This window comes from Hymenobacter actinosclerus (assembly GCF_900111515.1).
GTDB lineage: Bacteria > Bacteroidota > Bacteroidia > Cytophagales > Hymenobacteraceae > Hymenobacter > Hymenobacter actinosclerus.
Map to the genome: position 1 here is coordinate 468,647 of NZ_FOHS01000003.1, position 22,199 is coordinate 490,845.

General features: G+C 61.4%; 21 protein-coding genes and 1 riboswitch. Of the genes, 9 read left to right on the plus strand and 12 right to left on the minus strand.

From position 1 onward, the window contains the following. Positions 1-101 precede the first annotated feature (101 nt). Positions 102-1,178, minus strand: a complete 1,077-nt coding sequence (gene aroC / locus BMY67_RS13570) for a chorismate synthase (RefSeq protein ID WP_092772458.1) — start codon at positions 1,176-1,178, stop codon at positions 102-104. A 173-nt stretch (positions 1,179-1,351) separates the two neighbouring features. Then, complete coding sequence (locus BMY67_RS13575) at positions 1,352-2,830, minus strand: BatD family protein (RefSeq protein WP_092772460.1); 1,479 nt, start codon at positions 2,828-2,830, stop codon at positions 1,352-1,354. A 362-nt stretch (positions 2,831-3,192) separates the two neighbouring features. On the opposite strand from BMY67_RS13575, the gene BMY67_RS13580 reads away from it, so the two are divergent. The 5 genes from BMY67_RS13580 (at position 3,193) to BMY67_RS13600 (ending at position 7,296) form a co-directional block, all read left to right on the plus strand. Next, positions 3,193-3,924, plus strand: a complete 732-nt coding sequence (locus BMY67_RS13580) for a ferritin-like domain-containing protein (RefSeq protein WP_092772462.1) — start codon at positions 3,193-3,195, stop codon at positions 3,922-3,924. Between the two features lie 29 nt (positions 3,925-3,953). Further along, the gene (locus tag BMY67_RS13585; RefSeq protein ID WP_092772464.1) at positions 3,954-4,766 is read left to right on the plus strand and encodes a ferritin-like domain-containing protein; all 813 of its coding nucleotides are present in this window, start codon (positions 3,954-3,956) and stop codon (positions 4,764-4,766) included. 372 nt (positions 4,767-5,138) lie between these two features. Beyond that, complete coding sequence (locus tag BMY67_RS13590; protein ID WP_177189831.1) at positions 5,139-5,861, plus strand: ferritin-like domain-containing protein; 723 nt, start codon at positions 5,139-5,141, stop codon at positions 5,859-5,861. Between the two features lie 19 nt (positions 5,862-5,880). Continuing rightward, positions 5,881-6,810, plus strand: coding sequence for a ferritin-like domain-containing protein (locus tag BMY67_RS13595; protein WP_092772468.1), 930 nt, complete (start codon positions 5,881-5,883; stop codon positions 6,808-6,810). Positions 6,811-7,101: 291 nt separating this feature from the next. Beyond that, complete coding sequence (locus BMY67_RS13600; protein ID WP_092772470.1) at positions 7,102-7,296, plus strand: hypothetical protein; 195 nt, start codon at positions 7,102-7,104, stop codon at positions 7,294-7,296. A 132-nt stretch (positions 7,297-7,428) separates the two neighbouring features. Here BMY67_RS13600 and queG read toward each other — a convergent pair whose 3' ends face one another. Further along, positions 7,429-8,364, minus strand: a complete 936-nt coding sequence (gene queG / locus BMY67_RS13605) for a tRNA epoxyqueuosine(34) reductase QueG (RefSeq protein WP_092772472.1) — start codon at positions 8,362-8,364, stop codon at positions 7,429-7,431. 141 nt (positions 8,365-8,505) lie between these two features. Then, entirely contained in the window at positions 8,506-9,552 is a 1,047-nt protein-coding gene (gene ruvB, locus BMY67_RS13610; protein ID WP_092772475.1) for a Holliday junction branch migration DNA helicase RuvB, read from the minus strand. 211 nt (positions 9,553-9,763) lie between these two features. On the opposite strand from ruvB, the gene BMY67_RS13615 reads away from it, so the two are divergent. Beyond that, positions 9,764-10,732 (plus strand): hypothetical protein, encoded by a 969-nt coding sequence (locus BMY67_RS13615; RefSeq protein WP_092772478.1) that lies wholly within the window; start codon positions 9,764-9,766, stop codon positions 10,730-10,732. Between the two features lie 161 nt (positions 10,733-10,893). Here the strand turns inward: BMY67_RS13615 and BMY67_RS13620 are convergent, their stop codons facing one another. Continuing rightward, complete coding sequence (locus tag BMY67_RS13620; RefSeq protein ID WP_092772480.1) at positions 10,894-11,232, minus strand: HIRAN domain-containing protein; 339 nt, start codon at positions 11,230-11,232, stop codon at positions 10,894-10,896. Positions 11,233-11,372: 140 nt separating this feature from the next. On the opposite strand from BMY67_RS13620, the gene BMY67_RS13625 reads away from it, so the two are divergent. Continuing rightward, positions 11,373-11,834, plus strand: a complete 462-nt coding sequence (locus BMY67_RS13625; RefSeq protein WP_092772482.1) for a DUF4268 domain-containing protein — start codon at positions 11,373-11,375, stop codon at positions 11,832-11,834. Between the two features lie 52 nt (positions 11,835-11,886). Here the strand turns inward: BMY67_RS13625 and BMY67_RS19020 are convergent, their stop codons facing one another. Together BMY67_RS19020 and BMY67_RS13635 are read right to left on the minus strand one after the other, a co-directional pair. Continuing rightward, positions 11,887-12,543 (minus strand): hypothetical protein, encoded by a 657-nt coding sequence (locus tag BMY67_RS19020; protein ID WP_177189832.1) that lies wholly within the window; start codon positions 12,541-12,543, stop codon positions 11,887-11,889. A gap of 70 nt (positions 12,544-12,613) precedes the next feature. Further along, positions 12,614-13,849, minus strand: a complete 1,236-nt coding sequence (locus tag BMY67_RS13635; RefSeq protein ID WP_245745048.1) for an acyl-CoA dehydrogenase family protein — start codon at positions 13,847-13,849, stop codon at positions 12,614-12,616. A 220-nt stretch (positions 13,850-14,069) separates the two neighbouring features. Here BMY67_RS13635 and BMY67_RS13640 point away from each other — a divergent pair, with 220 nt between their 5' ends. Further along, positions 14,070-15,809, plus strand: a complete 1,740-nt coding sequence (locus tag BMY67_RS13640) for an APC family permease (RefSeq protein ID WP_092772486.1) — start codon at positions 14,070-14,072, stop codon at positions 15,807-15,809. A gap of 169 nt (positions 15,810-15,978) precedes the next feature. Here the strand turns inward: BMY67_RS13640 and BMY67_RS13645 are convergent, their stop codons facing one another. Beyond that, positions 15,979-18,480: a TonB-dependent receptor gene (locus BMY67_RS13645; protein WP_092772488.1), complete on the minus strand. Its 2,502-nt coding sequence runs from the start codon at positions 18,478-18,480 to the stop codon at positions 15,979-15,981. Positions 18,481-18,538: 58 nt separating this feature from the next. After that, positions 18,539-18,660: riboswitch (TPP riboswitch) on the minus strand. A gap of 237 nt (positions 18,661-18,897) precedes the next feature. Between BMY67_RS13645 and BMY67_RS13650 the strand changes: the two genes are divergently transcribed. Further along, positions 18,898-19,131, plus strand: a complete 234-nt coding sequence (locus tag BMY67_RS13650) for a hypothetical protein (RefSeq protein ID WP_092772490.1) — start codon at positions 18,898-18,900, stop codon at positions 19,129-19,131. Positions 19,132-19,305: 174 nt separating this feature from the next. Here the strand turns inward: BMY67_RS13650 and BMY67_RS13655 are convergent, their stop codons facing one another. The 4 genes from BMY67_RS13655 to pnuC form a co-directional block, all read right to left on the minus strand. Further along, the gene (locus BMY67_RS13655) at positions 19,306-19,734 is read right to left on the minus strand and encodes a GNAT family N-acetyltransferase (protein WP_092772492.1); all 429 of its coding nucleotides are present in this window, start codon (positions 19,732-19,734) and stop codon (positions 19,306-19,308) included. Then, positions 19,727-20,605 (minus strand): aldose 1-epimerase family protein, encoded by an 879-nt coding sequence (locus tag BMY67_RS13660; RefSeq protein WP_092772494.1) that lies wholly within the window; start codon positions 20,603-20,605, stop codon positions 19,727-19,729. Before BMY67_RS13660 ends, BMY67_RS13655 begins: the two co-directional genes overlap by 8 nt. Positions 20,606-20,888: 283 nt before the next feature. Next, positions 20,889-21,437, minus strand: coding sequence for an AAA family ATPase (locus BMY67_RS13665; RefSeq protein WP_092772496.1), 549 nt, complete (start codon positions 21,435-21,437; stop codon positions 20,889-20,891). Between the two features lie 65 nt (positions 21,438-21,502). Then, positions 21,503-22,129 carry a nicotinamide riboside transporter PnuC gene (gene pnuC / locus BMY67_RS13670; RefSeq protein ID WP_092772498.1) on the minus strand — a complete coding sequence of 209 codons (627 nt, stop codon included), beginning with the start codon at positions 22,127-22,129 and terminating at the stop codon, positions 21,503-21,505. Positions 22,130-22,199 lie beyond the last annotated feature (70 nt).

Below are 22,199 nucleotides of genomic sequence, written 5' to 3' on the forward strand. Positions count from 1 at the left end.
CGACAATAGTTGCAAAGGTAGCTTTATGTTAGCTGCAAGCCGCAAGCCACAAGCTGCAAGTACGTTCAAAAAGCTTGCGGCTTGCAGCTTGTGGCTTGTGGCTATACTCTATTTCCTCTGGCCCGCAGCAGCATATCGGCCAGCACGAGGCTGGTCATGGCATCGACGATGGGCACGGCGCGGGGCAGCACGCAGGGGTCGTGGCGGCCGCGGCCGGCCAGGGTTACGGCCTCGTTCTGGTCGTTGATGGTGCTCTGGGGCTGCAGAATGGTGGCCACGGGCTTGAAGGCGACCCGGAAATACACGTCCTGGCCGTTGCTGATGCCGCCCTGGATACCGCCCGAGTGGTTGGTGCGGGTGCGCACCCGGCCCGCCTCGTCGGTGTAAAATGCGTCGTTGTGCTCGGAGCCGAACAGCAGCGTGCCGGCGAAGCCCGAGCCGTACTCGAAGCCCTTCACGGCGTTGATGCCCAGCATGGCTCGGCCCAGCTCAGAATGCAGCTTGTCGAATACCGGCTCGCCGAGGCCGGCCGGCAGGCCCTGCACCACGCCCGTTACCAGGCCGCCTACCGTGTCGTGCCGGTCGCGGGTCTGGCGGATGAGGTCGGCCATGCGCTCGGCCGTTTCGGGGTGCGGGCAGCGCACTAGGTTGGTGTCGATGAGGCTAAGATCGAGCTGCTCGTAGCTCACTGGCACGGCCACTGCGCCCACCTGCGACACGTAGCTGTTCACCTTAATAGCCTGCTGATTGAGCAGCTGCTGGGCCACGGCCCCGGCCGCTACCCGGGCAGCCGTTTCGCGGGCCGAGCTACGGCCGCCGCCCCGGAAGTCGCGCCGGCCGTACTTTTGGTCGTAGGTGTAATCGGCGTGCGAGGGGCGGTAGGCGTGCTCGATGTGCGAGTAGTCGTGGCTGTGCTGGTCCTGGTTGCGGATGTAGAGGCTGATGGGCGTGCCGGTGGTTTCGCCCCGGAAAATGCCCGACTGCACCTCCACCCGGTCGGCCTCAGCGCGGGGCGTCGTCAGGTCCGACTGCCCCGGCCGCCGCCGGTCCAGCGCCGCCTGTATCTGCTCGTCGCTCACGGCCAGCCCGGCCGGGCAACCGTCAATCACCACCCCAATCCCCGGCCCGTGCGACTCGCCAAACGTGGTAATGCGAAACAGCGTGCCGAAAGTGTTCATAAGGTGAGATGGTGAGTGAGGGGGCGAAGGTAAGAACGTCATTCCGACGAAGGAGGAATCTCGCGTGCAATGGCAACTCCAACGAAAGGAATACTTCGGCACGCGAGATTCCTCCTTCGTCGGAATGACGTTCCTTTTTATCCCCTCATTCACCATTTCACCATCTCACTATCTCACCTTCTGGCCTGCCACCAGCCCCAGAGGGCGAAAACCAGCAGCGCTCCTATAAACAGGTTGGCGTAGCGGCGCACGTCGCGGTAGATGCCGCGGGGCTGGGGCGTAGCGTCGGCGGCGGCCAGGGCCTGGCGGTAGAACGGGTCGGCGGGCACGGCACGCAGCGTACTGGCCGTACTTCCCGGACCGGCCACCACGGGCCGCAGCTTCGGGCGCAGCGTGTCGTAGCGGGCCGTGGCGGGGTTGAAAACGATGAGCCGGAACAGCGTATCGAGGCGGACGGGGCCGGGCTGGCGGGCTACCAGCCGGAAGCGGAAGCTTTTGCGCCCCCCTACCCGACCGTTCTGGCGGGTCAGGCTCTGCTGCACTTCGGGGCCGTAGAGCTCCAGGCCAGTGGGCGGCACGGGCGCGGGCAGGTTCACGGTGGCCAGGTTGCCCTCGCCTTCGAGCCCGAAGGTGTAGGCAAACGTGCGGCCGGTGCGGAAAACGGTGCGGTCGAGAAACTCCTTCAGCTCGTAGTTGCCCACCGGCACCTGGTCGCGCAACGGGTGGGGTGGCAGCGGCACTACGGGCACCGTGAGCGGGGCCGAGCGGTAGGTTTTGTAGCCTTCGAGGCGGTTATCGAGGCCCTCAGCGGGCTTTTTGGCCACCTTGTACTTGCGCATCTTCAGCTCGATGGCCGGAAATGCGAGCGGCTGCGCATTGAGCGGGTACAGCTCGGCTTCCCAGAGCCGATAGCGCAGGAAGGGCTTGCCGCCCACCGTTACGTTCTCGGGCACCACTTCCTGCTCATCGAAGCTTTCTTCCCACACGGTGCGCAGGTGCAGCTGCCGGATAATGCCCGGCAGCTGGCCCCCAAAATCGTAGAAATCGAGCACGGCCTGGTCTTCGGGCCGCAGGTAGAAGTACAGGGCCACGTGCAGGCCCTCGCCCACAAACACGCGGGCCTTATCGGGCGTCAGCGTCAGAAAAGCCTGATCCTGGGGCTCCACGTAGTCCTGGGGCTTGGGCTTGCCGAACAGCTGGTCGAGCAGGCCCAGGCCCTGCAGCGGGGCCGTGCCGCCGGGTGCGGGGGCTGCCGGGGCCTGCTGCGGCCCCACTTTCAGCGTAGCCCCCGCCGACTCCAGCGTCAGCCCGTTCACCTTCATGCTGAAGGGCTTGACTTCGTACTCGCCCTCGGCAAAAGCGGCGTAGCGCTGCGTAATGGTTAGCTCGCTGAAGCGCTGCCCGCCCACAATGCGCGTGGTAGTGGTGCTCGACTTGCCGCTTTTCTTGAAGCCTTCGAGGTCGGGGAAGGCCGAGTAGCGTTCCAGCGGGGCGCCGCGCAGCCGGAAACTGATGGTGTAGTACTCGTTGACCGGAAAGGTCGTCGGGCCCAGCTCCAGGTCGGCGGTGCCCGCGGCCGGCACCGGCTGCGCGCGGGCCCCGGGGGCAGCCAGCAGCAGTATCCAGCAAAACACAACCAGTACTACACGCATGGGGCCCAACTTCAGCGGGTGGGTTTCAAAGCTACGAAAAACTGTTTTGGGGCCGGAGTGCCCGCTAAACGCCCCGTTGGCGGACGAGTGCTGGGGCAGCCGCCTGAATATCAACGGCCTTCGATCCGCTCGGCTTCGAGAAACTTATACCTGGTCGTGAAAAAAGGATATTCTAACTGTCAGCACATTACACTTAATATGTTATAGAATTCCGGCTTTTATCAATCCACGGCCGAGCTGGCGCCGTACCTCCACCCAACAACTACTCTTCAGCTCTTTCCGGCAGAAGTTCCTGACTTACAATTTACTGCCTTCGGGCGAGCGAGTTCCTATTGCCTTTTTTCACCCAAACTTTTTCTCTAATGTCCAACATCAAGCAAAATGCCAGCGAAGAGGCGGAATTCGCCAAGCCGCTGTACACGCCTATCAAGCGCCGCTCCTTTTTCATGTACGCCGGGGCTACGGCCGGTGCCACGGCCCTGCTGCTCTCGGGCTGCGACGACGACAACGACAACGTGAAGCCTGCCGACGGCACGATCAGCTTGGGTTCGGGCGACGTAGGCGTGCTCAACTACGCTTATGCTCTGGAGCAGCTCGAAGCCGCATTCTACGCTCAGGTAAAAGCTACGCCTGCCCTCGATTTTGCGGCCGTAGAGAAAGATTACTTCAGCCAGGTAGCTGCCCACGAAGCCATTCACCGCGAATTCTTCAAGGCCGCCATCACCCGCGACGCGCCCGGCCAGATTATCCCAACGCTGACCGCCGCCGACCTGAACTTCACCTCCATCGACTTCACCAAGCGGGCTTCGGTGCTGGCGGCTGCCAAAGCCTTCGAAGATTTGGGCGTGGCCGCCTATAACGGCGCCGGCAAATACATCAAGAAGTCGGATTACCTGGTAATTGCTGGCAAGATTGTGTCGGTAGAAGCCCGCCATGCCGCTTATGTGCGCGACCTGATTTCCAACGGCTCGTTTGCCAATGAGGAAGTTGTTGATGCCTCGGGCCTCGATAAGGCCATGGAGCCGGTCGACGTTATCGCGGCCGCATCGAGCTACCTTAAAGTAAAGCTCGACGCTTCGAAAGTCGGCAAGTAATCTCCCTTCCCTTTTAACGAGACTCCATCATGAACATACTTCGCATTATCGAGCAACTGTCGGAAGTAGACGCCGACGTCCTGGGCCGCTTCGACTCCCGTCGGGCAGTATTCAAGAGCCTGGGCGGCACGGCCCAGAAAGGCATGCTGGCCGCGGCTCCGGTTTTTGTCGCCTCCCTGTTTTCGAAAGCCTACGGCCAGACCACCGGCACGGGGGTTATCGACGTCCTCAACTACGCGCTTACCCTGGAGTTGCTGGAGCAGGACTTCTACAAAAAGATGAAGGACGCCGGTAAAGTACCCGCCGGCGCTCCGGCTGGTGCCATCGACACCATCTACAAGCACGAAACGGCCCACGTTAAACTGCTTACCGACACCATCACGGCTCTGAAAGGCACGCCGGTGACGAACAAGAAGTTCAAGGCCTCGGTATTCCCGACCAATGACTACACCACGCAACTGGCATACGCCCAGGCGCTGGAAGACACCGGCGTACGGGCCTACAAAGGCCAGGCCGGCGCCCTGATGGGCCAGATGGCCGGCGCGACCAGCCTGCTGCAGGTGGCCCTCCAGATTCACTCGGTGGAAGCCCGCCACGCGGCCCACATCCGCACCATGCGCATGCAGGCCCCCTGGATTCCGGCTTCCGACTCCAACCTGCCCGCTCCGCTGGGCCCGGTATACACCGGCGCTACCCGCGAGGACAACACGATGCAGGCCGGAGTTGATATCACCAAGCTCGGCTCGGGTTTCACGGCCACTGAGGCGGCTGCTTCGTTCGACGAAATCCTGACCATGGCCGAAGTGCTCGACGCTTCGCGCGCCGGCGGTTTGGTAGAATAAGCTGCTGTAGCTTTTTCGCTTCCCTGCTAATTGAAACAGGCTGCTCCGTAAGGGGTAGCCTGTTTTTGTTGCGCCTGTATGGCGGCAGCACCTTGCTCCGCAGTTCAGCCGTACGAGTGCCGCGCAACCACGCGCTGCAAGTGGGCACGCGGGCGGGCCATGCACTACGCCTGCGGGCCGCTGATCTGGGTTGGGTACGAAGCCGGTGGCCCGGTGGCAGCGGCTGGCCCGGTGAGCCAGATGCCGACAACGCAACCTTCCGGCCGGTATCGGTATCCTGGCGGTAGAGCATCCGGGTTCAAAGAAGTACCTTTGGCCTCCGGGAGTTGGCAACCTACGTTGGGTTGTTGCTTGTCGGGTTTATTTTCGCGTATGGCTGATTTGGCAGACACTTCTTTTTCGGGCCGGGCCCTGCGCCGGCGCACTTTTTTACGGGTAGCCAGCGCTACGGCAGCCTCTTCGGCGCTCATCCTGGCCGGCTGCGGCAAAGACGACAACCCCAACCCCAACCCAGGGGTAACCTCCGGGCAGTCGGTTTTTGCCGGCAACGATACGGGCATTCTCAACCTGACGTACCTGCTGGCCCAGATCCAGGCGGCCTTCTACCAAAAGGTGCTTACTACGCCGCCGGCTGATTTCACTGCCGACGATAAGGCGGCTTTCGTGGACATGCGCGACCACGAAGTTATCTACCGCGAGTTTTACAAATCGGCGCTGGGCACTAGCGCCGACATCAACCTGGCGCAGGGGCTGGAGTTCAACTTCACGCCCTACACCCTCACCACGCGCAAGGGCGTGTACGAGGCGGCCCGCACGCTCGAAGACCTTGCGGTGGGTGCCTACAACGGGGTGGGCCGGCGGTTGCGCAACTTCAGCTACCTGCGCCTGCAGCTCAAAATCACTTCCGTGAAAGCCCGGCACGCGGCCTTTGTGCGCGACCAGGTCGAGCCCAACTCCTTCGCCGGCGCCGACGTGATAACGCCCACCGGCGGCCAGGCCGGACTCGATACCATAAAAACGCCCGTTGAAGTAGCCAAGCTGCTGGCCCCGCTGGTACCCGTGGTGCTGGTGGCCGACAACCTGATGCTGCTTTAAGCTCCGCTTTACCTATCTCATGGACTTTCTGAATTTGCTGGCCCGGTTGGCCGACCTCGATTCGACTTCTGCCGCGCCCCACACGGCGGCGCCGCGCCGCGCTGCCCTAGGCCGGCTGGGCCAGGCCGGCACCGCTTTGCTGCCGGGTCTGCTGCTGAGCGCCCTCAGCCAGCCAGCTACTGCCGGCACGCTCGATACCCGTACCCGCCTCGATGTGCTGCTATTGACGCGCCAGTTGGCCGCCCTGGGCAACGAGCTGTACTCGCGGGCCCTGGGCCTGGTGCCCGGCTACGCGGCCCTGCCCCTTACGGCCACCGAAAAAGCCGGCCTCCAGGTTATTCAGCAGCAGGAAACGCAGCGCATTACGTTGTTTTCGCAGCTGATTACCGACGGCGGAGCCACGCTGCCAGCCGCGCCGCGCTACGATTTCACGGGCAGTAAAAACGGCACCAAGCCCGCCCTCTACCCCGATATCCAGACCAACCCCGACACCTTCCTGCTAGTGGCCCAGGTGCTTAAGGACCTGGCCGTGCGGGTGTATAAAAGCCAGGTCGAGTTTGTGGGCTCCGATGCTTACCTGATCGAGACGCTGCTGCGCAGCCACTCGGCCGAGGCCCGCCACGCCGCGCACCTGCGTACGCTACGGCGGCAGCGCGGCGCAGTGGTGAAAAGCTGGATCAGCCCCGACGACGCCCCCCTGGCCACGCCCCCCGCGGCCGTGGCGCGCGTTTACGAGGGCGAGTCGAACATCATCCAGACCTACAACACCAGCGCCGCCAACGGAGACCTGGGCCCGCTGGTTTCGGTGCCCTTCGATTCGACGCTGCCCATCAACGTAGCAACTCCGCCCCTGAGCCCGGAGGCCATTCTGCGCAAGGTGGCCGAGGCGTTTGATGAGCCCGCCGATGCAGTTGTGGCCATTAATGTGGTAGCATTGTTCACGTATTAAATTTGGGGCTGGCGGCCAGACCGTAACCGCAATTTTTGCAGCAGGAGCGTGGGTTTCACGCTCCTGCTGTGCGTTTTAGCCCAGCCGGCCGCCGCAGTTTCCAGTCAGGCGACTTGCATCCGGCGGGCATTTTTTTGTATCTTTCAAGAAAGGCGGCACACTGGTCCCAGGCAGTGTTCAGCCTTTTTTTACAGCTTCCGTACAAGGGGCTGCCCACCTGGTCAAATTCATTCTTCCACCATCTTATTCCCCGTTCTTTCCCACCCTTCCCACCTAAAATTATTCAACGCCATGTTGGAGTATGCCAAAACCATTCTGCTGAAAGTCAGCTTCGACAAAATCCTTTTTGAGAAGGAACTGCGCAAAGCCCTGCGGAACCTGGTACCCGCCGATCTGCTGGAACTCAAAGCCTGGTGCTACCAGCAGTTTTCCAGGATTTACCACCGTCTCCTGAACCGCGTATTCGGTAAGCCGACCTTAGGCTAACCACCCATCCCGCAAGCTTACGTTAAGCAACCGGCAACACAAGGGCCGGGCACCGCACCAACAGGTAGCGCTGCCCGGCCCTTGTGTTGCCGGCTGTCTGGTTTTTGGCTCTATGCCTCCTGCTGCTTTCCGCTACTCCCCGCCGGTTACGAACCGGATGTTGCGCTGCAATCCCGCGTAGCCGGTACGTTTCACGGCCGACTGCCGGAAGAGCTCCGAAAACAGCTCGTGGGTAATTTCCTGCCAGTCGCCCCGCGTCAGGTCTTTCAGGGCGGGGTGCGGATTGAACTGCGGTTCCTGGTGGGGCTTGGCGAAACGGTTCCAGGGGCACACATCCTGGCAGATGTCGCAGCCGAACACCCAGTTGCCGAACTGGCCCGCTACCTCCCGCGGAATCTGGTCTTTGAGCTCGATGGTGAAGTAGCTGATGCACTTGCTGCCATCTACTACGTAGGGCTCGGTGATGGCCTGGGTGGGGCAGGCATCCACGCACTTGGTGCAGGTGCCGCAGTAGTCCTTGATGGGGCCGTCGTAGTCGAGCGGTACGTCCACAATCAGCTCGGCAATGAAGTAGAACGAGCCGGTGCCGGGCGTAATCAGGTTGGCGTTTTTGCCCACCCAGCCCAGGCCGCTCTTTTTGGCCCAGGCCTTATCCATCACCGGAGCCGAATCGACGAAGCAGCGGCCGCCCACCTCCCCTATTTCCTGCTGCATATCGTGCAGCAGTTCCTTGAGCTTATCCTTGATGACGAAGTGGTAGTCGCGCCCGTAGGCGTACTTGCTGACTTTGAGCGTGTCGTCGGGCTGCTGGGTTTCCTCGGGCGGGTAGTAATTGAGCAGCAGCGAAATCACCGATTTGGCCCCATCCACGAGCAGGCGGGGGTCGAGGCGCTTGTCGAAGTGGTTGGCCATGTAGGCCATCTGGCCGTGCATGTTCTTATTGAGCCAGTTTTCGAGCCGGGGCGCTTCTTCTTCGAGAAAACCCGCTTCCGAAATGCCGCAGTACATAAAGCCAAGCTCCGCCGCCCGGCGTTTGATAAAAGCAGTGTAATGGGCAGTGGGCAGCATGGCTATCGGGCTTAGAGAACCGCAAAAATACGTCATCCTGAGCGGCGCGAAAGACCTGACCAGACTGGAACTGCTACTACAGTTGCCCCAGCATGGTAAAGTCCTTCACTCCGCTCAGGATGACGGTTTTTCTTTGCCGTTTCAGCTAAACAACTCGCCCGTGGCCGAGTTGCCGCGCAGGTGCTGGGGCATGGGGCGGCCCAGGTGCTCGTAGGCAGCTTCGGTGGCCTCGCGGCCCCGGCTGGTGCGCTTGAGGTAGCCCTCCTGAATCAGGAAGGGCTCGTACACCTCCTCGATGGTTTCGCCTTCCTCGCCGCAGGCCGTGGCAATGGTGCTGATGCCCACGGGGCCGCCCTTGAACTTATCGATTATGGTCGTTAAGATGCGCTTGTCCATGTCGTCGAGGCCGCGGGCATCCACGTCGAGGGCCGCCAGGGCAAACTGGGCAATGTCCTGAGTAATGGTGCCGTTGCCCTTAATCTGGGCAAAGTCGCGGGTGCGGCGCAGCAGGTTGTTGGCAATACGCGGGGTGCCGCGCGAGCGGCGGGCAATTTCGTAGGCTGCCTCATCATCAATGGGCGTGGCCAGAATTTCGGCCGAGCGGCCCACGATGCTGGTCAGCAGCTTGGCATCGTAGTACTCGAGGCGCGAGCTGATGCCGAAGCGGGCCCGCAGCGGCGCCGTGAGCATGCCCGAGCGCGTGGTGGCCCCGATGAGGGTGAAGGGCGAGAGCGAAATCTGGACCGAGCGGGCGTTGGGGCCAGAATCGAGCATGATGTCGATGCGGTAATCTTCCATCGCCGAGTACAGGTACTCCTCCACTACCGGGTTGAGGCGGTGGATTTCATCGATGAAGAGCACATCGTGGGGCTCCAGGTTGGTGAGCAGGCCGGCCAGGTCGGAAGGCTTGTCGAGCACCGGGCCCGAGGTCATTTTGATGCCCGATTCCAGCTCGTTGGCGATGATGTGCGAGAGCGTGGTTTTACCCAGGCCGGGAGGGCCGTGGAGCAATACGTGGTCGAGGGCGTCGCCGCGGCGCTTGGCGGCGGCCACGAACACCTTCAGGTTTTCTACTACTTTTTCCTGGCCAGCGAAATCGTCGAAGGAAAGCGGCCGCAGGGCCTTGTCAATGTCTTTGTCGGTGGCGTCGTAGTGGTCGGTGTCACCCGTCAGGAGCGGTTCGCGCATAGGTCTGGCAGTAATTCGTCGTGTCGAAAGGTAACACTTTGCCGCCGGCCTTGGTGCCTTCTTTAGCAAAAAATACCTTGTTATCTGAATACAACTAATTTTATTAGCAATTGCAGCTTGCGTACGCACTCAGTAGCGCGCTTCGGCGTTCCGCGGGGCCCAACCAACAACCCCAGACCGTAACTTGCCGCCTCAATTCGCCCCGTCGTTTATGCCTGCTTCCGATTCCTGGCTCGCTGCTCTACCAACCGATTTCTACGAGCAACTCACCCACACGCTAAACCTGCACGGTATGGCCGCGCTGGAGCTGCTGAGCCGCCCCGCTACGCCCGCCACTATCCGCCTGCGCCAACTCACCAGCCTCGACGCGGCCATCGTGCAGCGGCTCAACGGCATAGCCAGCCACAACCAGCTGCTGGCCGCATTGCAGCAGGAGCCGCTGGCCGTGTACCACCTGCTGCTGCTGGGCGGCCTGACGCTGGAAACCAGCCTGGCCGCGCCGGTGCTAACCTACGTGCAACGGGCTATGGGCATCAGCGAGGAGCAGCTGGAAGAGCTAGTTACTTATTGCCAGCAGCTGAGCGGCGCTTTTCTGGGGCAGCTGGAAGAAAACCTGCCCACTCCGGCGGGCGTGGCCTCGCTGGGCCTGCATCGGCTGGCAGTAGAGGAAGCGTTTGCCGGGCTGCTGGCCGCGCATTCGGCGGCGCGGCCCGTGGCCGAGCTGAAGCCGTTGCCGCCGCAGCTGCACATTATGCGCCTGGCGCTGCTGCTGGCCGTGAGTCTGCCCCAGGACACCGACCACCCGTTTGCGCGGGCTGTGCGGGCGCTGCCTCACTTGCAGCCCGCCGCCCTGGAGCCCCTTATTGCCCGGCTCGGCCACGCCCAGGCCCACGAGCCACTGGCGCTCAGCATGCCCGAAGTGGTGCAGCTCTACCAGGCCCTACAGGTGTGCGGCATGGTGTTCGTGTCGGATTTGATGAGCCAGATTGGGCTGGAAGACGCTTTCCCGACCCTATCCGACGAGGAGCGCCGGGCCAGCGAGCCGGCGCCGGCCAGCAACCGCGAGGCCGTGGGCAGCATCGTGAGCGGCTTTACGCAGTGGGTGCAGCAGCACTTCCCCGACCACCCCGAAATCGAGCAGGCCCGGCAGCAGGTGCTGGCCCTGGCTGATTTGCTGTAGGTGTTGAACTGTTGGCGTTGGGCTGTATAAGAACGGTCATTCAGAGCGCAGCGAAGAATCTCGCGTGCAATGGTAACCTTGCCGTAAGGAATTACTTTAGCACGCGAGATTCTTCGCTGCGCTCTGAATGACCGGCGTTTTATGTACTCAAAATACGCTTCTTATCGCTCCAGCAGCACTTCAATTTCCAGGTGCAGCCATTCGTCTTCCCAGGCTTTGTGGGTGAGGCGGGCCGAAAGCGGATAGCCGGCGTCGAGCAGGCGGGCGACGGTTTCGTTGCGGCCTTCGGGCAGGTAGCCCAGCCAGAACTCCTCGCCGGGGCCGGTAGTGAGCACCTTAACGGCCCAGTCGTCGTAGGAGCTGTCGGCTTCGCGGGTCAGGGCCAGGGGTTGGCCGGGCTTGAGTTTCGGCTCGAACTCGCGCAGGCCGGGACGGTGGGTGGTGCCAGCCACGAGACATTCTAATAGCACCAAAGAAGTAGCGGGGGCAGAAGTGGGCATGGAGCAGGAAAGCGTAGTGAGGCCCTAAACTACGCAGCAAAACTAGTTTCCGCCACTGCGGGTCGCGCAACCTGCCGCCACGAGCCGCGTTTCCACTGCTTCGGCCGGCCCCTTTGCCAGCCTCCCGACTCTACTCCCCTATGTATAGCAAGACCGAAGCCACCCAGCTCCGCCAGGCCTTCTGGACCACGCTGGGCCAGTACATGCAGCCCGTACCCTCGGCCGACGGCGGGCCGGTGAACTGGATGAACTACAAAACCGGCCTCAAGCACGTGTACTTCCGCCTGCACGCCGACAACCGCCACGCCACCATAGCCATCGAAATCACCCACCCCGATGAAGGCCTGCGGGAGCTGTTCTTCGAGCAGTTTCGGGAGCTACGGCCGATGCTGGAAGAAGCCACCGGCGAAACCTGGACCTGGGAGCCGGCCGCCGTCAACGAAAGTGGCCAGCCGCTGGCCCGCATCTACCAGGAGCTGCGCCCCGCCAACCTGTTCTCCCGCGACGACTGGCCCCGGCTCATTCCCTTCTTCAAGCCCCGGCTGATGGCGTTGGACGAGTTCTGGAGTACGGGCCAGTATGCATTTGACGAGTTGCGGTAAGGCAACGCGTTTTCTCACTTTAAAAGGCACTCACAACACTGAAATGGCCTTTCTACTCAACCATCGAGTAGATAGCGACTTTCTTGCGCCATTGGCCCTTTATCTTCTCATATATCCACACATCCATACTAGTCCCGTATCCAACTTCGACCATTGCCCGCTTGCCATCCTCAGAAAATAGCATTCCGGAAATACTGAATAGTTGCCAGTTACCATAGTGCGTTGAAAGATAGTCTCCTCTAGGATCTAATGATACTATTTGCCCCTTCTTTGACGTCCTACCATCAATAGCTCGGATCGTATCCTGGTTTATGACATGCACCCAATCATACTTTATATAAGCCTGATCAAACATGAAGCTATGGGCCGCCGGTAGTTGCTGCCGAAATGAGGCAATGTCTCTTTCTGAAAAATATTTACGCAGTATCGAGTATTCTTCAGTGCCCTGCTTAGCCGATATGAATCCCTCAGAAACATGGCTATCACTGTATGCGTGGTTTAGCAGCAGAAGGCGTACGGTTGAAATATCTGTAGGAGCATTACGCCAATGGTAATAGCCATCATCGCCTTTCTCCAACCGAGAAACTGCCTGTGACTGTAAACCACCTAATATTCCATCGGCAAGTTCGTAGAATTGCTTGCTGGGTGCTTGAGCAGCTGCAACAAAAGAACTGGTTAGCATTATTAAAACAGATAACACTCTAAGCATAATCAAGCAGCATTAAAAAACGGCCGCCCTGTTTCCAGAACGGCCGTTTGAATTTACGCAACTTCTGCGCTTACTTGAACGCCTGAATGCCCGTAATATCGGCGCCCGTAATCAGCAGGTGGATGTCGTGGGTGCCTTCGTAGGTGAGGACCGATTCGAGGTTCATCATGTGGCGCATGATGGGGTACTCGCCCGTGATGCCCATGCCGCCGTGAATCTGGCGGGCTTCGCGGGCGATGTGCAGGGCAATTTCTACCGAGTTGCGCTTGGCCATCGAAATCTGGGCGCTGGTGGCTTTGCCTTCGTTTTTGAGCACGCCCAGGCGCCATACCATCAGTTGGGCCTTAGTGATTTCAGTAATCATTTCGGCCAGCTTTTTCTGCTGGAGCTGGAAAGCGGCAATCGGCTTGCCGAACTGCTCGCGCTCCAGGCTGTATTTCAGGGCCGACTCGTAGCAGTCAATGGCCACGCCGATGGCGCCCCAGGCAATGCCGAAGCGGGCCGAGTCGAGGCAGCCCAGGGGGCCTTTGAGGCCGTCGATGTTGGGCAGCAGGTTTTCCTTGGGCACCTTCACGTTGTCGAATACCAGCTCGCCGGTGGTGCTGGCGCGCAGGCTCCACTTGTTGTGGATTTCGGGCGTCGTGAAGCCTTCCATGCCGCGCTCCACGATAAGGCCCTTGATACGGCCCTCCTCGTTTTTGGCCCACACTACGGCCACCTGACACTCGGGCGAGTTGGAAATCCAGAGCTTGGCGCCGTTGAGCAGGTAGTAGTCGCCCTTGTCTTCGATGCGCGTAACCATGCCGCCGGGGTTCGAGCCGTGGTCGGGCTCGGTCAGGCCGAAGCAGCCGAGCCACTCGCCGCTGGCCAGTTTGGGCAGGAACTTGCGGCGCTGCTCCTCCGAGCCGTAGGCGTAGATGGGGAACATCACCAACGACCCCTGCACCGAGGCCGTGGAGCGCATACCGGAGTCGCCGCGCTCAATTTCCTGCATAATCAGGCCGTAGCTGATGTAGTCGAGGCCGCCGCCGCCGTACTCGGTGGGGATGGTGGGGCCGAACGCGCCCACGTCGCCGAACTTGCGCACGATTTCGCTGGGAAAGTGCGCCTGCTGGGCCCACTTCTCGATGTTGGGGCTGATTTCCTTTTTCACGAAATCACGAATGCTCTGGCGGATGAGCTTGTGCTCCTCGGTCAGCAGGCCGTCGAGGTCGAAGTAATCGGTGAAACCGGCCGCGTTGGTAGAACCGCGCTGGGCGGAATGGGCTTTGGCCTGGGGCGAGAGTACGTCAGCTTCAGAAGACATGGCGGATGATATGGGGTGGGCTATAAAGTGGGAATCAGCTTCAAAGATAAGGCTTTCCGAATGTAGAACCGTGCGGTCGACCCGATGGTTTGGCACCGGCCTGCGGGCTGGCCAGGGCCAAAAAGCCGTACCTTAAATCGCCCGTTCGTCGGACGGGCCTTTTTTTCCGTACCAGTTCCCATCTTCATTCCTACCATCGCCTGGCCTACCCTTACCTTATATGAGTGAGCACAAAAAACTAACCGAGCTGGAAGCCACCGCCATTTGCGGCAACGATATTTCCTCGTCCTGCCTCTATGTGTCGGCCCTGGCCATTGCCTACGCCGGGCAGTACGCCTTCGTGGCCCTGCTGATGGTGGCGGCAGTGCTGTTCCTGTTCCGTAAAATTTACGGTGAGGTGGTGGGCGCGCTGCCCCTCAACGGCGGCGCCTACAACGTGCTGCTCAACACCACCAGCAAGCGCAACGCCGCCCTGGCCGCCTGTCTCACCATCCTCTCGTACATGGCCACCGCCGTTATTTCGGCCGCCGAAGCCATGCACTACCTGCACACGCTCTGGGACGGGTTCAACATCAATTTTGCCACCCTGGCGCTGCTGGGCCTGTTTCTGGCCCTCACTATCCTGGGCATCTCGGAGTCGGCGAAGGTGGCCGTGGCTATTTTCCTGACTCACCTGGCTACGCTCACGGTGCTGGTGGTTACGGCCGTGTGGTTTTTGCTGACCCACGACATGAGCACGTTCTCGCTGAACTTCTCGGCTCCCATTCCCGGCGGCAGCCTGGTTACGGCCCTGTTTTTTGGCTTCAGCGCGGCTATGCTGGGCATTTCGGGTTTTGAAAGCTCGGCCAACTTCGTGGAGGAGCAGGCTGCCGGCGTGTTTCCCAAAACGCTGCGCAATATGTGGGTGGTGGTCAGTTTCTTCAACCCGATTATTGCCTTTCTGGCCATTGCCGCGCTACCGATAGTTAGCGTGGGCGAGCATTCCGAAACGGTGCTCGCCTACCTGGGCGAGGTTACCGGCGGCCCGTGGCTGGGTACGCTCATCTCGATTGATGCCGTGGCCGTGCTCAGCGGGGCCGTGCTCACGAGTTTCGTGGGCGTAAGCGGCCTGATGAAACGCATGGCCCTGGACCGCATCCTGCCCCAGTTCTTCCTCAAGGAAAACGCCCGCCAGAGCAACTACATCATCCTGATTACCTTTTTCCTGCTCTGTTCTTCGGTGCTCTTCATCACCAACGGCGACATCAAGCCGCTGGCGGGCGTGTACACCATCTCGTTTCTGTCGGTGATGGCCTTGTTTGCCATCGGCAACTTCCTGCTCAAGAGCAAGCGGCCCAACCTGCCGCGCCCCATATACGCCGGTATTCTCACGGTTACGGTGGCCCTTATCAGCGTGTTGATAGCGCTATACGGCAACGTGCAGCTGAACCCCAAGTTCCTGATTGTCTTCCTGCAGTACTTCCTGCCCTCGATGGCCATCGTGTACATCATGCTCAACCGGGCGTCTATTCTGGAGCTGATTCTGGCTGCCGCTACCTCGTTTGCCCACAAATACCCCGGCGTGTCGCGCTTCAGCCGCCTGCAGGTGCAAAAGGCCACCCGCGAGCTGCACCAGCAGGAATTCGTGTTCTTCACCAAGGGCGACAACGTGTCGAACCTGAACAAGGTGATGGCCTACGTGGTAGAAAACGAGTTTACCAACCGCCTCAAAATCGTGACGCTGCTGCGCGAGGGCGAAACCTATTCGCCCGAGCTGCTCAAGGATATAGAGGTGCTCGACCGCGCCTATGACCAGATTCGGGTGGATTTCGTGGCCATGCCCGGCCACTTCGGCCCCGAGCTTATCGACCGCCTCTCCCGCGAGTGGAACATACCCAAAAACTTCATGTTCATCGGCTCCCCCGGCGACCGGTTCCCCTACCAGATTTCCGAGTTGGGCGGCGTGCGCCTGATCATCTGATCACTGATTGGCACGGATTTTAGCGGATTTCACGGATTTTGTAGTCGATTAAAGAAGGCCACCTCGGTTGAGGTGGCCTTCTTTGTTTTGCTGAGCAACGGATTCAAAATTGACAATCGGGCCGGCTACAAAATCCGTGAAATCTGCTAAAATCCGTGCTCATCCGTGATCAGAGCTTCGCGCCTACCGACACCAGGAAGTTACGGGTGGCCTGGGGGAAGTACCAGTTGAAGGTTTGCGGGCGGCCATCGGCGCCGGGGTAGCCGTAGGTGTAGCCGTTGGCGGCGTAGCGGCGGTCGAGCACGTTGTTGACCAGCAGGCCCAGCTCGATTTCCTTCATGAACGCGGGCCGGATGGTGTAGCGCAGCCGGAAATCGAGCACCTGGTAGGGCTGGATACGGCGGTCCTGGCTCGTGGAGTTGTCGAGGTACTGGCGGCTGACGGTTTTGTAGAGCAGCGCCGCCCGCAGGCCCGGCACGGCGGCCAGCGGCTGGGCTTCGAGGGTGTGCGCCGACACCACGCTGGGCGAGTAGGAAATAGTGGTGGTGCGGGCCTCGGCGGCGGTTATGGGGTTGTAGTCGGCATCGTAGGTAACGGCGCGGTAGTCGAGGATGCGGTTACGGCTGAGCGTGAGGGTGCTGCTGAGGCTCAGGCGGTTCTGCAGGGCCGCGGCTGCGCCGGTCAGCTCCAGGCCGGTACGGTAGCTGCGCGGGGCGTTGGTGCGCAGGGCCGTGCCCACGTCGTTGAGCTGGCCGGTGGCTACCAGCTGGTTGCGGTAGTTCATGTAGAAGTAGTTGGCCTCGAAGCTCACCGAGCCACCGGGGCCCAGTAGGTTCACATCGGCCTGGCGCAGGCGGTAGCCGGCCTCCAGGTCGTGCAGGCGCTCGGCTTTGGCCCCCTGGTCGCCGGCCGGGCGGTCAGTGAAATCGGAACGCACCGGCTCGCGCTGGCCCACCGCGAAGCTGGCGTACAGCTGCTGGCCCTCGGAAAGCGCGAACGTGGCGCCGGCTTTGGGGTTGAAAAAGGTGTAGCGGGCGCGGGTGCGCACGTCATTCTGGTCGTCTTCGAGCCCATCAATGTTGTATTCAATGTGGCGCAGCTGCACGTCGGCGTACACGCCCAGCTTGGGCAGCAGCTGCCAGGTGGCGCGGGCGTAGGCGTTGTAGTCGGTTTTGGTGGCGTCGTTGAAGTAGTAGCGGTGGCGGATGTTGCCCGTGGAGGCAAACCGGGCCCAGATGACCTCGCCGTAGTGGTCATTGATAAAGCGGTTCCAGGCGCCGCCCACGGTGGCCTGCAGCCGGTCGTTGCTTTTAGGCTGGTAGTTAAGCGCGAAGGTGCCACCGTAGAAGTAGTTATCGAGGTACTTGCGGTCAATCAGGTCGGTGCGCTTGATGGTGGTGTCGCCGAGCGTGATATTGGGTAGCTGGTAGTTGGCCAGCTTGCGGTTGGCCCGGAAGCTCTCGTAGTAGCCCAGGCCGCGGGTCAGGTGCAGGGCCGCGCCCAGGCTCCAGTCGTCGCCCAAGCCCTGCGAGAGGTGCAGCTGGTAGTGGTTCTGCTGGTAGTTGTCGGTCTGGTTGTCGTAGGTGTAGGAGCTGTAGCGGCGGCCTTCGCGGCGCAGCCGGTCGGCATCATCCGGGCTCAGCTCGCCGTTGTCGATGAACTGCTGGAGCAGAGCTGCGTCGCCGGTAATGCCCGGTTCAGGCACGCCGTTCCAGGCCTGGTAGCTTTTCTCGCGGCCCGAAAAGGTGATGAACTTCACCAGCGTATTCTTCGCCTGGTAGCCCGCGGCCAGGTAGTACGACTTCAAATCTGAAGCCGCCCGGTTCATGTAGCCGTCGGTGTTGATGCGCGAGAGGCGGCCATCTACCATAAAATGCTGGCCCAGCAGGCCGGTGCCGAACTGCACAGTGTTTTTCCAGGTGTTAAAGGAGCCGAATGAGTTGCTGGTTTCGCCGTAGGCCTCGCGGCGGTTGTCGAGGGTAGAGATGTTGAGGCTGGCTCCGAAGGCCGCCCCGCCGTTCTGGCTCGTGCCCACCCCGCGCTGCACCTGCAGGCTGCTGATAGACGAAGCCAGATCGGGCAGGTTCACCAGAAACGAGCCGTGCGACTCAGCGTCATTCAACGGGATACCGTTGACGGTCATGTTGATGCCCGTGTTGCTGGTGCCCCGGATGCGGATATCGGTGTAGCCCACCCCCGCCCCGGCATCCGACGTCACTACCACCGAGGGCGTCTGGTCGAGCAGGTAGGGCAAATCCTGGCCGAAATTACGCTTGGCCAGCTCCTGCTTGCCGAGGTTGGTGTAGGCTGTGGCCGTGCGGTCGGAGGCGCGCTGGGCCGTTACCAGCGCGTCGCCGGTGAGCACGCCGCCGGGCTGCAGCCGGGCCGCTAGGCGCTGGGCCCCGGCCTGGCCCTGCAGGGTCTGCGCGAAGGGTTCGTAGCCGACAAACGTGATGCGCAGCTCGTGCGAACCAGCCGGTACGGCGGGCAGGCTAAAGCCGCCGGCCGCGTCGGTGGCGCCGCTGGGCGTGCCGTCGAGCAGCACGGTGGCACCGGGCAGCGGCTGGCCGGTACGGGCATCGGTAAGGGTGCCGGCCACGGGCCCCTGGGCCCAGGCCACGCCAGACGATAGCCCCAACAGGGCCAGTCCGGTGGTCAATACAGTTTTCAAGTGTGAAAAATGAAAAAGTGGAACGGGCCCGGGGCCAGGGGTCGGCCCCACGGGCTTTTCGCTCGCGGATCGTTTGTTCCCTTCGCCGGCATTACCCGGATCAGGTTCAATGGGTATGATCTCAGCCTTATTGCCGCCCGATTATTCGTCGCGCAGCCTGGGGCACCCCTAAACTCTGCGGCGAAGGTACACCGCGAAATCTGGTTTCAGCCAGCCAGGCGCTGCCAGCCGGCGCAAAAAAGCCTGGCGGCTTCGTTTTCTACTGGCAATCAGCTATCTTAGAAATACGCCCCGCCTGCTGCGGCGTCGCGGCCCCCAAGCCGGCGCCGGCAGAAACCAGGTGGGGCGGCTGCCCGTTGCAGTAAATAGCCCGTCCGGTTCCGGAGCCCTTCCCGCCCCTCTTCAGCCTCCCGCGCCATGTCCGTTCCCAGCCTCCTGTATATGCTCGTCGCGCTTATTTTCGCCGCCTTTGTCCTGCTGATGCCCGGCCGCCGCGTCCGCCGCCCGCCGGCTCCCGGCAACGACGACGACAGCGGCGGCGGCGAACCGCTCGACGACGGCCTGCCCGATTTCGACCTGCCCCCCGGCATCTCCCGCCCCATCAACGACTGGGAACCCGACTACAACCGCCGCCGAGTGGATAGCTTTTAGGGATTAGGGACTTAGGACTTAGGGCTTAGGACTTAGAAAAAGAACGGTCATTCTGAGCGGAGCGAAGAATCTCGCGTGCAATGGTAACTCTTTAGTAAGGGGTTACCATTGCACGCGAGATTCTTCGCTCCGCTCAGAATGACCGTTCTTTTTCTAAGTCCTAAGCCCTGACGACTACAAATCCCTGGCCATCAGAATGTATGGCTCGGTGCCGCGGTAAAGGCGGTTGCCTTCGGGCTCCAGCTTGAAGGCGCGGTAGAAAGCCTCATTTACGGCGCGGGCGTCGCACCAGAGGCGGCGGGCGCCGTGGCGGCGGGCCTCGTTGATGACGTGGCGCAGCAGCTGCGAGCCGATGCCCTGGCCCTGGCAGTCGGGGCGGGTGGCGAACTTGCGAAACCGGGCCACGCTGCCATCAATAAACAGCGAAATAACCGACACAAGCTTGCCGTTGCGGAATGCGCCGAAGTGCAATCCGGCCTCGTCGTTGCCGAGCTTGATGTAGGCTACCGGCTCGCCCGGCCACAGCACCTGATGGCGCAGCTCGTAGGTATCGGCCGCCGCAATGGCCCGGATGGTGATGTCGGAAGTGGTGGTATCAGGCAACGGTGAGGCTGTAAGAAGTGATAAACTGCTGGCCGGCTTCCAGACGGAGGATGCCCTGCTTGTCGGCCAGCTCGACGGGGCCGCCCACGTGGCCGGCCAGGCCCTGCCAGGGCTCAATGCAGACGAACTCGGCACCCGCCCCCGCCGTCCAGAGGCCCAGGTAGGGGAAGCCGTCGAAACGGGCCCGCACGCTGTGGCCCGAGCGGCGGCTGCGCAGCGTGAGGCTGGTAAAATCGAAGTGCTGAAACACCAGCGCATCCTGGGAAAACAGCTCGTAGCTGAGCGGCAGCACTGTTTCGTGGCGCAGCAGCGGCGCGGTTTCGCCACTGAACAGGCCGTTTTGCAGCAGGTGCCGGTCGAGGCTGACCGGATGGTCGAATACGAATTCGTAGTCTTCGAACGTCTCATCGGGCAGCAGCGGGCAGCGGAAGGCCGGGTGCGCCCCGATGCTGAACAGCAGCTCGTCGGAGCCGGGGTTTTCGACCTCCCAGCCTACCGTGAGCGTGGTGCCGGCCAGCCGGTAGCTGATGCGCAGCGCGAACCCAAACGGGTAAACTGCCCGGCTGGCGGCATCGTCGCGCAGCTCAAACGTCAGCTCGAAGGCGCTACGGTGCAGCAGGGCAAACTCCTGGTCGCGGGCGAAACCGTGCTGCCCCATTTCGTACGTCTGCCCCTGATGATGATACTGGTTGTCGGGCAAGCGGCCGACAATGGGGAACAAAACCGGTGCGTGCCGCCCCCAATGCGCCGGATCAGCCTGCCAGATGTATTCCAGCTCGCCGGCAGCATCGAGGTAGACAAAGCTGGTTAGCTCGGCCCCTAGGGTATTTATCTGAACGCGACACTGCTCGTTTTCGAGGGTATACATCATTGGCAATCAACCAATTTTTTATTTGATTATCAATAACTTATGCAGGACATTAACCTAGAGCGTGCGGACAATTAGCAAGCTGTAACGCGAAGCGCTGCTTCGCGACCGTCTACACGGGCTTTAAGAGCGGTTTTCGTTCATGCCTTTCGCTCGGCTGCGAAGCAGCGCTTCGCGTTACTGGCTTTTGGCCGCTTTCCTCGCTAATTGTCCGCGCGCTCTAGTCATAAGTCGACACGTTACCGGGCAAAAAACGGTAGCGGCTCCAGAAAGTTTCCTGAGCCATTCATTGGGTCTGGGGCTGTTGGCGGAGTAGCTCATTAACATGCGAGCAGGCCTGTTCGAAGCGCTGGACGGGCGGGCCGCTTATTTCCACAAAGTTCGACAACTGGTGGCGGAGTTCGCGCTGGTAGAGGGCGAAAAAGTGGGCCCGGTGCTCAGGCTGTGGGTGCTCGCGCAACGGATCGGCCTCCCAGGGCAGGTCCACAGCGAGTAGCAGTACCAGGTCGTAATGTTGTTGCGCGATGCGGCGCAGAATCCAGTCGGGGCAAGTGCCAAAAGCATGCTCGGCCCAGATTTTTATCACCAGCAAATCCGTGTCGCAGAATACCAGCGGCCGGCCCAGGCGCCGGGCTTCTGCTTCTGCCCGCACCTCGGCTCGCAGTTGGCCCCGGGCAATTTCCTCCAGATCGGCCAGGGTATAGGCCGAGCCGTGCGCCGTGAGGTAGTCGCGGGCGTACTCGGGGGCCCAGGCGGTGCGAAAGTGTTCGGCCAGCAGCCGGCTAAGGGTGGTTTTGCCCGTCGATTCGGGTCCGGTAAGAGCCACGCGCAGCATCAGCGGGCGGTTTCGGAAATCGAAAAATCAGATAACATGAGGCGGAAAGGTTGTGTCATAGCAGGTCAGGCAGGAAGAGGTAGGGAGCGGGCGGCATTTTTTCGCAGGGCCCGGCGCCACTCCACGTAGCCGTACACGGCCAGGGCCAGGTAGAGGGCATAGAGGGCGCTGACTGCGTATAAGTGTTTATACCACAGGATAGGCACGAAAATAATATCGACGACTATCCACACAAACCAATTTTCCAGGCGCTTACGAATCAGCAGAAACTGGCCTGCCAGGCTGCCGGCCGTGGTGAAGGCGTCCCAGTGCGGCAGCGTAGCGTCGGTGTGGTGCAGCAGGTAGTAACCCACGGCCAGCGTGTAGGCCGCCACGAAAGCCGCGCAGCCAGCCCACTCGCGGACAGGCGTGTGCGTTACAGGTAGCTCAGCTGCGTTGCGGCCCCTATAAAGCCACTGGTACCAACCCACGGCGGCCAGCACGATAAACACCACCTGCAAAAAAACATCGGAGTACAGCGTAGCCTTCGTGTACACTACCACAAACAGCCCGCAGCTGACGATGGCCACTGGGAAATTCCAAAGCGACTCGCGGGCCGCCAGCCACACGCAGGCGAAGCCCGTAAGCACGGCCACCCATTCGAGCGGACCGTTGCCGGCCGCCGCGGTCCAGAATCTGTAGAGCTCTTCCACTTCCGTTTCAGCTGGTGAATTGCGCCGGCACCTTTTGGGGCCGGTTGGCCAAAGCTAACCAGCGGCGGGG

Coding starts and splice junctions, on each gene's coding strand:
- aroC (WP_092772458.1), bottom strand. CDS start 1,178: ATGAACACTTTCGGCACGCTGTTTCGCATTACCACGTTTGGCGAGTCG.
- BMY67_RS13575 (WP_092772460.1), bottom strand. CDS start 2,830: ATGCGTGTAGTACTGGTTGTGTTTTGCTGGATACTGCTGCTGGCTGCC.
- BMY67_RS13580 (WP_092772462.1), top strand. CDS start 3,193: ATGTCCAACATCAAGCAAAATGCCAGCGAAGAGGCGGAATTCGCCAAG.
- BMY67_RS13585 (WP_092772464.1), top strand. CDS start 3,954: ATGAACATACTTCGCATTATCGAGCAACTGTCGGAAGTAGACGCCGAC.
- BMY67_RS13590 (WP_177189831.1), top strand. CDS start 5,139: ATGGCTGATTTGGCAGACACTTCTTTTTCGGGCCGGGCCCTGCGCCGG.
- BMY67_RS13595 (WP_092772468.1), top strand. CDS start 5,881: ATGGACTTTCTGAATTTGCTGGCCCGGTTGGCCGACCTCGATTCGACT.
- BMY67_RS13600 (WP_092772470.1), top strand. CDS start 7,102: ATGTTGGAGTATGCCAAAACCATTCTGCTGAAAGTCAGCTTCGACAAA.
- queG (WP_092772472.1), bottom strand. CDS start 8,364: ATGCTGCCCACTGCCCATTACACTGCTTTTATCAAACGCCGGGCGGCG.
- ruvB (WP_092772475.1), bottom strand. CDS start 9,552: ATGCGCGAACCGCTCCTGACGGGTGACACCGACCACTACGACGCCACC.
- BMY67_RS13615 (WP_092772478.1), top strand. CDS start 9,764: ATGCCTGCTTCCGATTCCTGGCTCGCTGCTCTACCAACCGATTTCTAC.
- BMY67_RS13620 (WP_092772480.1), bottom strand. CDS start 11,232: ATGCCCACTTCTGCCCCCGCTACTTCTTTGGTGCTATTAGAATGTCTC.
- BMY67_RS13625 (WP_092772482.1), top strand. CDS start 11,373: ATGTATAGCAAGACCGAAGCCACCCAGCTCCGCCAGGCCTTCTGGACC.
- BMY67_RS19020 (WP_177189832.1), bottom strand. CDS start 12,543: ATGCTTAGAGTGTTATCTGTTTTAATAATGCTAACCAGTTCTTTTGTT.
- BMY67_RS13635 (WP_245745048.1), bottom strand. CDS start 13,849: ATGTCTTCTGAAGCTGACGTACTCTCGCCCCAGGCCAAAGCCCATTCC.
- BMY67_RS13640 (WP_092772486.1), top strand. CDS start 14,070: ATGAGTGAGCACAAAAAACTAACCGAGCTGGAAGCCACCGCCATTTGC.
- BMY67_RS13650 (WP_092772490.1), top strand. CDS start 18,898: ATGTCCGTTCCCAGCCTCCTGTATATGCTCGTCGCGCTTATTTTCGCC.
- BMY67_RS13660 (WP_092772494.1), bottom strand. CDS start 20,605: ATGATGTATACCCTCGAAAACGAGCAGTGTCGCGTTCAGATAAATACC.
- BMY67_RS13665 (WP_092772496.1), bottom strand. CDS start 21,437: ATGCTGCGCGTGGCTCTTACCGGACCCGAATCGACGGGCAAAACCACC.